13 protein-coding genes are annotated in these 13551 nt (G+C 70.0%); 1 reads left to right on the forward strand and 12 read right to left on the reverse strand.

Features of this window, described 5'->3' with window-relative positions; genetic code table 11:
• Positions 1-14: 14 nt before the first annotated feature.
• The 9 genes from ACZ7EG_RS07075 to ACZ7EG_RS07115 form a co-directional block, all read right to left on the reverse strand.
• Positions 15-1724: a sensor histidine kinase gene (locus ACZ7EG_RS07075; protein WP_471073462.1), complete on the reverse strand. Its 1710-nt coding sequence runs from the start codon at positions 1722-1724 to the stop codon at positions 15-17.
• Between the two features lie 15 nt (positions 1725-1739).
• Positions 1740-2627, reverse strand: a complete 888-nt coding sequence (locus tag ACZ7EG_RS07080) for a DUF5936 domain-containing protein (RefSeq protein WP_471073465.1) — start codon at positions 2625-2627, stop codon at positions 1740-1742.
• Between the two features lie 30 nt (positions 2628-2657).
• Positions 2658-3602: a type II secretion system F family protein gene (locus ACZ7EG_RS07085; RefSeq protein ID WP_471073468.1), complete on the reverse strand. Its 945-nt coding sequence runs from the start codon at positions 3600-3602 to the stop codon at positions 2658-2660.
• A 9-nt stretch (positions 3603-3611) separates the two neighbouring features.
• The gene (locus tag ACZ7EG_RS07090) at positions 3612-4949 is read right to left on the reverse strand and encodes a CpaF family protein (RefSeq protein WP_471073471.1); all 1338 of its coding nucleotides are present in this window, start codon (positions 4947-4949) and stop codon (positions 3612-3614) included.
• 24 nt (positions 4950-4973) lie between these two features.
• A complete protein-coding gene (locus ACZ7EG_RS07095; RefSeq protein ID WP_471073474.1) occupies positions 4974-5333 on the reverse strand; it encodes a TadE/TadG family type IV pilus assembly protein in 360 nt (119 codons plus the stop codon).
• A 1-nt stretch (position 5334) separates the two neighbouring features.
• Positions 5335-5664, reverse strand: a complete 330-nt coding sequence (locus ACZ7EG_RS07100) for a pilus assembly protein (RefSeq protein ID WP_471074839.1) — start codon at positions 5662-5664, stop codon at positions 5335-5337.
• A 53-nt stretch (positions 5665-5717) separates the two neighbouring features.
• A complete protein-coding gene (locus ACZ7EG_RS07105) occupies positions 5718-6950 on the reverse strand; it encodes an AAA family ATPase (protein WP_471073477.1) in 1233 nt (410 codons plus the stop codon).
• A 9-nt stretch (positions 6951-6959) separates the two neighbouring features.
• A complete protein-coding gene (gene cpaB / locus ACZ7EG_RS07110) occupies positions 6960-7667 on the reverse strand; it encodes a Flp pilus assembly protein CpaB (protein ID WP_471073480.1) in 708 nt (235 codons plus the stop codon).
• Between the two features lie 70 nt (positions 7668-7737).
• The gene (locus ACZ7EG_RS07115) at positions 7738-8571 is read right to left on the reverse strand and encodes a hypothetical protein (protein ID WP_471074842.1); all 834 of its coding nucleotides are present in this window, start codon (positions 8569-8571) and stop codon (positions 7738-7740) included.
• A gap of 786 nt (positions 8572-9357) precedes the next feature.
• Between ACZ7EG_RS07115 and ACZ7EG_RS07120 the strand changes: the two genes are divergently transcribed.
• Complete coding sequence (locus tag ACZ7EG_RS07120; RefSeq protein ID WP_471073483.1) at positions 9358-11046, forward strand: chitinase; 1689 nt, start codon at positions 9358-9360, stop codon at positions 11044-11046.
• 6 nt (positions 11047-11052) lie between these two features.
• Here the strand turns inward: ACZ7EG_RS07120 and ACZ7EG_RS07125 are convergent, their stop codons facing one another.
• The 3 genes from ACZ7EG_RS07125 to ACZ7EG_RS07135 all read right to left on the reverse strand — a co-directional run bounded on the left by ACZ7EG_RS07125 (position 11053) and on the right by ACZ7EG_RS07135 (position 13470).
• Positions 11053-11490, reverse strand: a complete 438-nt coding sequence (locus ACZ7EG_RS07125; protein WP_471073486.1) for a hypothetical protein — start codon at positions 11488-11490, stop codon at positions 11053-11055.
• A gap of 17 nt (positions 11491-11507) precedes the next feature.
• The gene (locus ACZ7EG_RS07130) at positions 11508-12824 is read right to left on the reverse strand and encodes an Nramp family divalent metal transporter (protein ID WP_471073489.1); all 1317 of its coding nucleotides are present in this window, start codon (positions 12822-12824) and stop codon (positions 11508-11510) included.
• A gap of 160 nt (positions 12825-12984) precedes the next feature.
• Positions 12985-13470, reverse strand: coding sequence for an ATP-binding protein (locus tag ACZ7EG_RS07135; protein ID WP_471073492.1), 486 nt, complete (start codon positions 13468-13470; stop codon positions 12985-12987).
• Positions 13471-13551: the final 81 nt, after the last annotated feature.

Consider the following 13551-nt stretch of genomic DNA (forward strand, 5'->3'; position numbering starts at 1 on the left):
CTCGGGTCGTGGGGTCATGCGGTGGGGGTGGTCAGGGCGGCCAGGGGGAGTTCCAGGCGGACCTCCGTGCCCTGGGGGTGGCCGCCGCGGCCTATACGGATGCGGGCGCCGACCGAGGCGGCGCGTTCGACCATGCCGACCAGGCCGAAGTGGCCCGCTCGGCGGAGTTGTTCGAGGGTGGTGCCCGGCGGGAGGCCGCGGCCGTCGTCGTAGACGCTGATGCGGAGCAGGTCGCCGTGGACGCCCGCGCTGACGTCGACGCGGGTGGGGTGGGCGTGGCGGTGGGCGTTCTCCATGGCCTCCGAGGCGATGGTGAGGAGTTGGCGGGCCACGGCCGGGGGGACGGGCGGTACAGCGTGAGCGCCGGTGGGGCGGTAGACCGCCGGGAGGCCGGTGCGGGTGCTGAAGTCGCGGGTGCGGGCGGCCAGCTCGACCAGGACGTTCGTGGCCTGGGACGGGTCCGATTCGCGGCGCAGGTCGGCCAGGAGTTCCCGGGACTCCGCGGCGGCCCGGCGGGCCGAACGGGCGACCAGTGCTGCCTGCTGTCTCACCAGGGCCGGGTCCATGCGGTCGGCGTTCGCCGAGGTGGTCAGGCCGTCGGCGGCCAGGGCCACGCCGTGCAGGGTCTTCGCGACCGAGTCGTGCATCTCGCGGGCCAGGCGGGCTCGTTCGGCGCTGACCGCTTCCGTCACGGCAAGGCGGGCCTGGACGGTGGTGAGGGCCTGGGTGGCCGCGCCGAAGCGGAGCATGAGGTTGCGGAGGCTGGAACCGACCGCGCCGGCGATGACGCACAGGCCGGGCAAGAGGGACGACTCAGCGATGCTGGCGTGTACGCCAGGCGATGTCGCGTGGACCAATAGGAGGACCAGTGACTGGAGCGAGGCGAAGACACCTGCGCCGCGCCAGCCGTAGACGAGGCCTGCGAGCAGGGGCGTGCACACGCTGACGTACGCCAAAGTGGTGTCCGGGCCCGCAGAGATCAGGAGCAGGGAGCCGAAGAGAGTGTCAAGGGCCAGCAGGGAAGGATGACGGAGGAGCAGGGGCCCGAAGCGCTCCCAGTCCCTGAAGAGGACGTACGAGGCCATGAAGGTGACGACCACAGCGATGCCGACCAGGCGAGTGCTCAGCCCTGGGCCGGCGTTGACGAGGGCCGCGGGGGCTGCCAGGGCGATCATCGCCAGGCGGAAACCGAAGACCTGTCGGCACAGTGCCTGGAGGGCGTTGATCTGGATGGGAATGGTGGCGGTTTCCGGTGTTGCTGTCAGAGCTGCGGGCCATTGGGAACGTTGAGTGCCATCGACGGTAGCCCCACCGTGGGAATGTGTCGCCAGGTCGTCACCGCGCCCCGTCGTCGTTGGCCGTCCCGCCGGCGCCTCACCGGTCTGCGCGGGTGCCACTGCCTCGGGCGACCGCTCGAGATGCGGCACCTCGTGCCGGTGGCTTTCTCCCCCGCTCTCCCCCTTCCGGATCCGCACCGTCCGCCCGGGTTTGACCTCGCCTCCTGCCTCCGGCCGCCAGGCGGCCGACCCGGTGAGCCCTGTGGCCACCGAGGTGTCCGCGCGGACCCAGCCCGGCGGGAGTGCGGGCGTCGCGGACGTCACTGGGATGTCGGGCGCACCCGTCCTCACGTGGGCAGGGAGGACCGTGCCTGTCGGTGGAGTGGTGATCTCCGGCGTCTTGGGGCGGCGGCGCAGCAGTTTGGTGCGTTCCGATGTCGTCGACATGCCGTCACCCACGTCCTACTCGCCCGTGATGGAACTGAAGTCCGTCCCGGAGCCAAGCAGCATCCCCGCGCCGAGGAGGATCATCGTGGCCGGAACCATGAAGGTCGTGATCATCAGTGTTGCCTTCGGGACCGCGCGCGCAGCCTTGCGACGGGCGTTCTGCGCATCCGTGCGACGCATGTCTTTCGCAAGCGCGACGAGCGTGTCCACGATCGGTGCGCCCAGTTCCTCGCCTTGTTGGAGCGCCGTCACGAACATGGCCACTTGCTCCGAGTCATTGCGCCTGCGCAGTTCGTCGAAGGCCTGACGGCGGCTCATACCGAGATCCATCTGACGCAGAGTGATCCGGAGCTCGTCGGCCCAAGGCCCCTCGTACTTGGAGGCCACCCGATCGAGCGCCTGACGGAAGCCCAACCCTGCGCTGACGACGACCGCGAGTACGTCGAGGAAGTCCGGCAGCGTCCGCTCGATGGCGTCCTTGCGGATGCGGATCGCGGACCAGATCCCGACGTCGGCCCAGAAGACGGCGAAGGCGAACATCAGGAGCGCGGCGAAGAGACTGCCCTTGGTCAGTGCGATGAAGCAGCCCAGGCCGCCGATCGCCCCGTACACAGCGCGCCTGGACGCGTACCGGTCGATCGTGAGGCCTCCGGGGTTACCCGCGAGGTCGATTTTTCGCCGGTACTTCGCGACCCGCTGCGGCCCCATCAACCGCAGCACGGAGGGCGCGTACCGCATGCCGAGCCGGTCGACGAGCGACCCCACGGCGTTGGTGCGGGATCCACCGATCTCCAGAGCAACCGCCAAGTCGCCGGGGAGCTGCGTTTCCGCTCGGTACATGCGGATGCCGGCGATGGCGCCCCACACGCTGAGGCCCATGACGAGTGCCAGCAGAAGTCCCATGTGGCGCTCCCTCTCCTTCGGCTCGGTGGTTCAGACGTCGATGCGCGACAGGCGGCGAATGAGAAAGAAACCGATGGCATACAGACTGAATGCGATGATTACGCAGGCCTGACCGATCGGCGACCCCGTCATACGGTCGAGCGAACCGTCATTGATGGCGTTCAACATGAACAAGGCGCCCACGCCCAGTACCGGCACCGCGTATGACGTCATGTTCACCTGCGACAACTGCGTCCGAACCTCGCGCCGCGTCTCCTTCCGCTCCTCCAACGTCTCCGTCAGGTTCCGCAAGGCGCTCACCACCTGCCCGCCTGCCCTGTTCGACAGCATCAGCGTGGTGACGAGAACGACCAGTTCGCGGGACGGAAGGCGGTCCGCCAGTTCCCCCAGTGCGTCGTCCAGGGGGGCGCCCACCGCCAACTGTGCGGAAACCTTGGCCAGCTCCTCACCCGCAGGGGCCTCCAGTTCCTCCGCCGCCATTCCGATGGCCGTACGCAAGGCCAGCCCTGCCTGCGTGGCATTGGCGAGGATCCGGGCCAATTCGGGGAGTTGACTGATGAACTTCTCGATGCGCTTCTGACGCTGCCAGTTGAGGAACTGGAAGGCCACCCACGTGCCCAACAAGCCCGCCAACGGCCCGAAGAACGGCGCCAGGGCCGCCTGGCCGATCAGCCACAGGCCCGCGACCGTGGCGAGCATGTAGACGAAGAACTCACCCGGTGTGATGTCCAGGCCGGTCGCCGCCAGGCGCAGTTCCAGTTTCTTGCCGAGCCTGGTGCGTCGCAGACGGCGGTCGATCCCGCGGAAGTTGCGGCGGCGGCCGCCGGCCGGGACCTGGCCCGTGGCGGACAGGCGGTCGACCAGGGCCTGCCGTTGTGCCTTGCCCATGGCGTAGGAGTGCAGGCCGACGACCACCAGGACGCAGGTCAGCAGAGTGACGCCGGTGGTGAGCGTGATGAGCGATTGCAGTTGCATCGGTCGGTCCTACCTGGCTTCTCGGGTGGCTAGCTGGTCCGACGACCGAGCGATGCCGAACGCCTGTGGGAGGGGCTGGCTCGCCATGTAGAGGCGGTCGGCGGTGCGGCGCGGGAGCGGGAAGTACTCGAAGGCTCCGTGGATACGGCCGTCGGAGGTCATGGGCTGCGCGTTGAATCGGGCGACCGTGACCAGGCGGTACGGGTCGCTGCCGTGGCTGTCCATCAGTGCGATCTCGGTGATGCGGCGGGCGCCGTCCGCGAACCGGGTCAGCTGCACGATGACGTCGACCGCGCTGTTGATCTGGTCGTGCAGCGCCACGAAGGGGATCTCCACGTCCGACATGGACGCCAGGGTCTGCAGCCGCATCAGCGCGTCCTCGGCGCTGTTGGCGTGGACGGTGGCCAGCGAGCCGTCGTGGCCCGTCGACATCGCCTGGAGCATGTCGAGGGACTCGCCGCCGCGGACCTCACCGACGACGATCCGGTCGGGGCGCATGCGCAGGGAGTTGCGGACCAGGTCGCGGATCGTCACCTGGCCCTTGCCCTCGACGTTCGGCGGGCGGGACTCCAGGCGGATCACGTGGGGCTGCTGGAGCTGGAGTTCGGCGGAGTCCTCGATGGTGATGATGCGTTCGCCCTCGGGGATGAGACCGGAGAGGGCGTTGAGCAGCGTCGTCTTGCCGGTGCCGGTCGCGCCCGAGACGATGATGTTGAACTTCGCCTGTACCAGGCCCGCCAGCAGGTACAGCATGTGCTCGTCGAGCGAGCCGAGGCCGATCAGCTCCTGGAGCGTGAAGGAGCGCGGGAAACGGCGGATGGTGAGGGTGGCGCCCGTCAGGGACAGGGGCGGGATGATGACGTTGACGCGCTCGCCGGAGGGCAGGCGGGCGTCGACCATCGGGTTGGACTCGTCCACGCGCCGGTTGACCGTCGAGACGATGCGCTCGATGGTCTGCATGAGCTGGTCGTTGGAGGCGAAGCGCAGGGGCAGCTGCTCGACCCGGCCGCCGCGCTCCACGAAGATCGCGTCCGGGCCGTTGACCATGATCTCGGTGATGGACGCGTCCTCCAGGAGCGGTTCCAGGATGCCGAGACCCAGTGCCTCGTCGACCACCCTGCGGATCAGCTGCGCGCGCTCGACCGTCGACAGGACCGGGCCCTCGCGGCTGATGATGTGCCCCAGCACCCGCTCCAGCCGGGCCCTGCGTTCGGCGGCGGCCAGGGAACTCATCTCCGCGAGGTCGATCTCCTCCAGGAGCTTGGCCCGGTAGGAGGCGACCATGTGGCCGTCCTCGCCCCGGTTGCCGTTCTCCTCGGGGGTGTTGATGCGTGCTCGCAGGCTCATGAGTGCGGTGCTCCTAGCTGTCGCTCAGTGGTCGCGCGGCATCGTGGCGGTCTTGCGGGCCGTTCCGAAGTCGTCCTTGCCCGGGAAGATCGACGGGATGGTGATCTCGGCGGTGACCGTGACCTCCTCCCCCCCACCCGATTCCGGGCATGTGGTCTTCCCTGCCAGCCAGTCGCTCACGGCGGCTCGGCAGTCCCGCTCGCTCGGCCCGTCCAGCGAGGCACTGCGCGCCCCCGCCCGGGCCGCCGTACCTGCCTGCTGCGCCGTGTACGCGATCAGCCCGAGCTGTACGGCCGCCATGGCGACCAGGAGCAGGATCGGTAGAAACCCGAGGTATTCGATGGCCACTTGGCCTCGATCGCGACGCTGCCGGACGTCGGACATCTCAGTCCTCCTCTTCCTCGACCGCACCGGCGTGGCCCTTCACCTCGAACGGGAAGGCGATGGTGCCGGGGAAGAGGACGGGCACTTGGAGCCGGACGTCAGCCGTCACGTAGCCGGTGGACGGAGGGCAGTCCACCGAGGCTCCGCTCTTCCATGCGTCCGACAGCTTGTCCTTGCCCGCCTGCTCGCATGCGGCCTGCCGCTCCCCGCGTTCTGCCGCCGTCCCCGCACGCACCGCTTCATCGGCGGCGTTCCCCGCGAGCGTGAAGGTGTAGCCGACCAGTACGAGTTGCCACACGACCACCAGCGTCACGATGATCGTCGGCGTCATCCCGAGGAACTCGATGGTCACCTGCCCCCTGTCCCGCTCCCTTGAAAACACCCTCACCCCTCCCTCCTCCGCCGAAAGCCCACCGCCCCCCGGCCCCCCTTCTGGGCACCGTCCGGGGCCTTGACCAGTCCCAGCTCCCCCGCCAGACCCCACAGGGCCTGCTTCACGGAGCTCTTGTTCTCCAGTTCGTGGATACGTCCCGCGTCCACGACGCTCTGCAGTTCCTTGAAGTTGGCGGGGACCACGGTGGCCGCGACCGCCGTGCCGGTGATCTTCTGGATCAGGGGCGGCTGGATCTCCGTACCGCGCGAATGCCGGTTGACGACGACGGTCGTCTCCTCGGCCTTGCGGATCTGCAGCCGGTCCCACATCCGCACGGCCCGTTTCGCGCCCCGTACGGCCACCACGTCCGGCGTGGTGACCAGCAGGGCCCGGTCGGCCATCTCCACGGCCGCCGCGCCGGCGCCGCCGAGCTGGGCTCCGCAGTCGATGACGACGACCTCGTAGCGGGAGCGCAGGGCGCTGACGATCTGCCGGGCGGCGCGGTCGGTGACGTCCTCGCCGCGTTCCCCTTCGGCGGGGGCGAGCAGCAGGACGAGGCCGGTGTCGTGGCGGAAGACCGCGTCGGCGAGGACGCGCGGGGAGATGTCGGTGATGGCTGCGAGGTCGACGACGGAGCGGCGGAACTGGACGTCCAGGTAGGAGGCGACGTCGCCGGTCTGGAGGTCCATGTCGACCAGGGCGGTGCTGCGGCCGGAGGCCTGTGCGGCGAGGGCCAGTTGGATCGCCGTCAGGGTCGTGCCCACGCCGCCCTTGGCTCCGCTCACCGTGACCACCGTGCCTCCGACACCGGTGAACACGTCGCCGCCGGCGCCCAGGTGCCGTCGTACGCCGACGGACCACTGGGCGACGGCCTGGACGCGGCTGGCGAGTTCCTCGTAGCTGAGGGGCAGGGCGACCAGGCCGCGGGCGCCGTAGTCCATGGCGGCCTGGAAGAGGCCGGGGCCGGCGTCGGAGGTGACGAGGATGACGCCGACGGCCGGGAAGCGCAGGGCCACTTCGCGGATCAGTTCCAGCGCGGGGACCGGGCCGATCCGCTCGTGGACGATCACGACCTCCGGCAGCTCGTCGACGGACTCGGCGGCCAGCCGGGCCAGGGTGTCGATGAGCTGGGTGGAGTCGACCACGGGGGCGACGGGCTCGGCGTCCGGGAGCTGGCTGAGCAGTGTCGTGACGGACCGGGCCGCGTCCGTGTCACCGACCGCCGGGAGGATCCTCGTGGGCATGGCAGCCTCTCACTTGTCCTTCGCGAGTTCGTACGTCCGGTCCCGGTCGGGGACGGTGGTGTCGCTGCCGGGCGCGACCAGGGCGAGCCGGACCCGCTTGGCGAACGACTCGGCGTAGGTGATGCGCTGGGCGTCGAGGGCGGACAGTGCGAAGGTGATCGGGACGGCGTCGGTGGGCTGCTGGGTGCGGTTGCTCTCGTCGGGCTTGAGCGCGGTGAGTTCGCCGACGTCGAGGACCTTGGCGCTGGTGACGATGATCTTCGACTGGTCGGGGTCGCCCTCGCGCGCGCCCTCGAAGGTGGCGTAGACGTTCACCGAGGCGCCGGGCGTGATCTTGCCGGCCACGCCGGTCGCCGCGTCGATCATGATGGCGACCTCCTGCTGGCCGGGCTGGAGGGCCGGCCGACGGACGATCATGTCGGACTGGAGCAGGGAGCCCGCGCGCAGCGTGGTGACGGCGATCTTGCCCTGTATCTCGCGCAGATCGGTGACCGCGTTGTCGGACAGCCACCGTTCGGGCATCTTGATCTTCTCGAACTGGCCCGTGCTGAGGGTGGTGTAGGGCGGCACCTCGGACTTGAGCCGGTAGGCGGTGACCTCGGGGCCGACCTTCGACTCCACGTCGCTGATGACGGAGAGCACGCCGGCGAAGGCGCCGAGGGCGCAGACGACCGACAGGAGCAGGAGAATCACGCCGCGGCGCTGACGGGAGTTCATGAGCCGTACAACCTCGTTGGGGATATCGGTCGAGCGGGATCGGAACAGTGCTGACGAGCGGTGTCAGGCCTCAGCCGACGGCCGTTCGGCTCTCGAGCTGCTTGGGGGGTGGGCTGTCGTGGACGGGTGGCATGGCCGAGCAGAACACGCAGCGGTCCCCGATGACGTCGATGCCGCACCAGTGGCACCGGCTGCGCCGGACGGAGGCGACCAGCTGGTAGAGGACGGACAGGTCGGGCAGGTAGCTGCAGAACTCGATGAGCCTGCCGGTGCCCCACCAGCCGGGTGATTCGGCCGGGAGCGGGGTCTCGCGCAGCCCCTGCACCTTCCAGGAGGGGGCGAGGGTGCCGGTGACCCAGTCGGCTTGGAGCTGACCCTTGGCGACCAGCATCCAGGTGCCGAACTCGGGGCCGGGGAGCCGGGCCTCGGGGGTGATCCTCACGAGGTGCGGCTCGGGGTGGGCGAGGACGCCGAACTGACTGCCGGGCACCCAGGACTTGGCGTGCGACTTCAGGCCGACGGGGACACGGTCGAGGCGGGCCACGGAGTTCAGCAGCGCGCCGGCGTGGATGTAGTGCACGAGCAGCCGGCCGGCCGAGGCGAGCACGCCGGGGCTGATGTCGCAGGAGGCGAGCTGCCGTAACTGCCGGGCCAGGACGGCCAGTCCGAGGGGTGGCAGGTCCGGCCGGAACAGGGCGATGCGGTCGCTCTCCATGAGGGAGCGCAGGGTGTGCAGCCGTCGCTGCACCGCAATGGGCGCGGCCTGCGAGCAGACCACGATCACATGCCCGTGGTGCTCGACCAGGGCCTGCATCTCGGCCAGCACCTGCTCCAGGGGCCGTCGGTCGACGTCCCGCAGCACGACCGCGGGCAGGGTGCGTTCGTCCTGTGGCGGCAGCGCCATGTCGGCGCTGGTCACGGCAATGGCAGTTGGCACGCGCAGCTCCCCGTTTCCCCATGCCGGTCGGAACGCCGGGTGTCACTCCGGCGCACCGTGTCGACTTCACTGCGTGACTACCTCAGCACTGTATCCACGCCTCTGTGACCGGAGAACAGCGTTTGTGTAGCTGGAGAACAACTGCCGTTGCACAAGAGGCGTCAAAACGGGGCAGGTTGAGCATCTTGCCGGTCGTCTCGGCGGGCCCGGGGCGGTCCCGGGCGTGGGCCCGGCGGGCCCGGCGGTGACGGTGGGCCTTCGCCTGGGTCCTGAGGCCCACGCCTGACGCATCGTCGCGTACCTACGTTCGCCGTCCGAACGAGACTCGGACCGGGTGAGGAGGGGGCCGTATGGCGGGCGGGGGCGACCTTCGGACGTACGGGGGCAGACCGGTCTTCGACGACCGGGGGGCGAGACGTACGGGCACAGACCGGTCTTCGACGACCGGAGGGCGGCCGGCACCGAGCACCTCGGGGTGGTCGTCGCCAGCGCGGCGATCGTCCTGGCCCTCTCGGCCGCCGGTGTCGGGCAGTCGATCGGGTCCACGGAGGCGAACTCGGCCGAGCAGGTTGGGTTCACGGAGGCGAACTCGGCCGAGCGGGCCGCGATCGTCGCCGGGGCGGGCATTCAGCGCGGGTGCGGCGTTCTGGATGTCCACGGGTGTGCTGCTCGCGGGATGCGCGGCGGGAGTGCTGCTCGACAGGTTGGTCCAGACCTCTTGACAGTCGCTTTGGTCTGGACCATTTTCTTGTCATGTCCCCACACAGACGATCCCTGCGGCTGTGGTCGGGTGCCGTCACGGCTGCCCTGGCCCTCACTGTCACGACCGTCGGCCAGGCGAGGGCCGCCGACGTCGACAACGCCAGGAACGCCGGCTTCGAGTCGGGCCTGAGCGACTGGACCTGCTCGGCGGGCAGCGGCACGACCGTCCCCTCCCCGGTCCGCACCGGCGCGGCCGCGCTGCGGGCGACCCCGTCGGGGCAGGACAACGCCCGGTGCGCCCAGACGGTCCGGGTGAAGCCCAACGCGACGTACACGCTGGGCGCCTGGGTCCGGGGCGGGTACGCCTACCTCGGCGTGACGGGTACGGGCACGACGGACGTGTCCACCTGGACGCCCGACTCCGCCTCCTGGAAGCATCTGTCGACCACCTTCACCACGGGCTCCTCGACGACCTCGGTGACGGTGTACACGCACGGCTGGTACGGGCAGGCGGCCTACTACGCGGACGATGTGTCGGTGTTCGGCCCCGACGGCGGCGGGGGCACGGACCCGGGCCCGACGATCCCGTCCGCGCCGGGCGGCCTGAACGTCTCCGGCACGACCTCCTCGTCGGTCTCCCTCACCTGGAACACGGTCTCCGGGGCGACGGGTTACACCGTCTACCGCGACGGCACGAAGGTGACGGCCGTCTCCGGCACCTCGGCGACGGCGAGCGGGCTGGCGGCTTCGACGTCGTACTCCTTCCAGGTCACGGCGACGAACGGGGCCGGTGAGTCGCCGAAGTCGGCGGCGGTGACGGGGACCACGAACCAGCCGAACGGCCCGGGCCCCGCGCTGCCCGAGCACGCGGTGACCGGCTACTGGCAGAACTTCGACAACGGCGCGACGGTCCAGCGCATCTCGGACGTCCCCGCCGCCTACGACATCATCGCGGTGGCCTTCGCCGACGCCACGGGCACGCCAGGGGCGGTGTCCTTCACCCTGGACTCGGCCGGGCTGAACGGCTACACGGTCGACCGGTTCAAGGCGGACGTGAAGGCGAAGCAGGCGGCCGGCAAGAAGGTCATCATCTCGGTCGGCGGGGAACGCGGCACGGTGTCGGTCAACGACGCGGCGTCGGCGGCGAACTTCGCGAACAGCGTGTACTCCGTGATGCAGACCTACGGCTTCGACGGCGTCGACATCGACCTGGAGAACGGCCTGAACGCGACGTACATGACGCAGGCGCTGCGCGCCCTGTCGGCGAAGGCGGGCCCCTCGCTCGTCCTCACGATGGCACCGCAGACGATCGACATGCAGTCCACGTCCAACGGCTACTTCCGGACCGCGCTGAACGTGAAGGACATCCTCACGGTCGTCAACATGCAGTACTACAACAGCGGTTCCATGCTCGGCTGCGACGGCAAGGTCTACAGCCAGGGCACGGTCGACTTCCTGACGGCTTTGGCCTGCATCCAGCTGGAGAACGGTCTCGCCCCGTCCCAGGTGGGTCTGGGCCTGCCGGCCTCGACGCGCGGGGCGGGCAGCGGCTACGTCTCGCCGGCCGTGGTGAACAACGCCCTGGACTGCCTGACCAAGGCAACCGGCTGCGGCACCTTCAAGCCGCCGCGGACGTACCCCGACCTGCGCGGTGCGATGACCTGGTCGACCAACTGGGACGCCACGGCGGGCAACGCCTGGTCCGACGCGGTGGGGCCGCACGTGCACGGGCTGCCGTAACAGCCCCTATCCCGTCGGACGGTAGTGGCCGAGCACCCAGGCCAGCTGCGGGAACCACTCCTGGAGCCGCGACCTGGGCTTGGCCTCCACCACGCACTCGAAGAACCGGCCGTCCATGTGGATCACGGCGACCATCAGCGCCTTGCCGCTCGGGCTCGCCTGGTAGTGGACGCTGCGGATCTCGGGCCAGCGGAACTCGATCGAGAGACCGGACGACTCGAAGGCGACGCCCGACGCGTCGACGACGACCGCGTTGCGCTTGTCGACGGCCAGGAAGTCCGGGCCGTCCCCCGCTGGCTGCGGGGGACCCTGGACGTACGGCGGCTGCTGCGGAGCCTGGACGTACGGCGGCTGCTGCGGGGGCGCGTACGGGGGCGGCGTCGGCGCGTACTGCGGCGGGGGCGGGCCGAAGCCGGGGCCGGGTGGTGGGGGCTGCTGGGTCATCCGGCCATTCTTCCGCCTCAGAAGAACTCCCCCCACGGCTGGTCCCAGATCTGCTTCACGCACAGGATCAGGAACAGCAGGCCGGCGACGGCGAGCATGGCGTTGCTGAGGGCCCCGTTGCGCCATTCCCGCGGGGTGCGGGAGGAGTTGAGGAGCCAGATCAGGGTGCCGGCCAGGAACGGCAGGAAGGCCGCGCCGAGGACGCCGTAGATGATGATCAGGCGGAAGGGCTGGCCCTCGAAGAGCAGGATCATCGGCGGGAAGGTCAGCCAGAGCAGGTAGGCGCGGAACGGCCAGGAGCGCTCGCGTGTCCCCGAGGCGACCTCGTCGCCCTTGGCCTGGCCCGTACCCGACAGCCGGGCCACGAAGTCGGCGAACATCAGGCTCACGCCGTGCCAGACGCCGATCAGCGAGGTGAAGGACGTGGCGAAGAAGCCGATCAGGAAGAACTTCGCGGTGGCCTGGCCGTACTCCTTCTCCAGGATGTCGCCCAGCTGGATCAGGCCCTTGTCACCGCTGGCGATGGCGACGTTCGCCGAGTGGAGCAGCTCCGCGCCGACGAACAGCATCGCGACGACGAAGATGCCGGTGGTGGCGTAGGCGACACGGTTGTCCAGGCGCATGACCTTCATCCAGCCGGTGTCGGTCCAGCCCTTGGCGTTCACCCAGTAGCCGTACGCCGCGAGGGTGATGGTGCCGCCCACACCGCCGATCAGGCCCAGCGTGTTGAGGATCGAGTCCTTCTCGTCCGGCAGTACCGGCAGGAGTCCGGCGAGGGCGTCGGGAATGTTCGGCGTGACCCGGATCGCCAGGTACACCGTCACCACGAACATGACGCCCACCAGGACCGTCATGACCTTCTCGAACACCGCGTACTTGTTGAACCAGACGAAGACCAGGCCGACCAGACCGCAGGCGATGCCCCACCACTTGAGGTCCATCACGTCCGGGAACAGCGCCTGCAGCGGCAGCGCGCTCGACGACATCGCCGCCGCGCCGTAGACGAAGCCCCAGACCACGACATAGACGGCGAAGAACCAGGTGATCCAGCGGCCGAGGCTGGCCCAGCCGTCGAACAGGGTGCGGCCCGTGGACAGATGCCAGCGGCCCGCCGCCTCGGCCAGTGAGATCTTCACCAGACAGCCGATGATCGCGGCCCACAGGAGGGTGTAGCCGAAGTTGCTGCCCGCGATGAGTGTGGCGACCAGGTCGCCGGCGCCGACGCCGGTCGCCGCGACGACGATGCCCGGCCCGATGTACTTCCAGCTCGCCTTCCGGGGCTGCGGGGGATGCGTGGCCGCGCTTTCCGTGGTGTTTCCCGTGGTGTCCGCCATGAAGGTCAAGAAACCGCAATGAGGCCGGGCCGACAAGAGGGCCTGAGCGGAATCACCCCCGGGGGTGCGAGACCTGCGCGAAACCCCCACGATGAACGAGCGGACCGGAGCCGGGCCCGGGCGGCTGGACGCACCGCCCGGGGGCCCGGCCGGCGGAGCGTCACGGCTGTCGCCGACCGCAGCCGTCCGATCCGCACGTGCCGAGCTCGAACCACACGGTCTTGCCCGGCCCGTCCCGGTGGCAGCCCCAGCGCTGGGCGAGCGCGTCCACCAGGAACATCCCACGGCCGCTCTCCCCGGTGCCCGCGTCCAGGACCCGCGGCACACGGCGTGCGGCGTCGGCGACCTCGCAGCGCAGGAAGCCGTGCGCGGCGAAGAGGGTGAGCCGGAAGGGGCTCCCGGCGTGCACCAGGGCGTTGGTGGCCAGTTCGCCGACGAGCAGTTCGGCCACGTCCGCGACGTCACCGCGCTCGGCGAGCCCCCAGCACTCCAACTGCCTGCGGACCTCCGCGCGTGCCTCACGGACGGCGGAGGGCCGGGGTGCGTACTCGACCCTCAGTTGCCCCGCTCCCAACGGTGGTTGCGGGAACGGGCCGTAGCGGGCGTCGGGGTCGGGGAGGTGGTGCCGCCCGGAGAGTTGCAGCATGGGTCCAGGGTGATCCCCTCGGGCGGTCCCGCGCACGGGGAGGACTACCCGATCCCCTACCTGCTTGTGCAGGTGAGAAGG

The sequence above is a fragment of the Streptomyces sp. NPDC037100 genome, assembly GCF_055606225.1.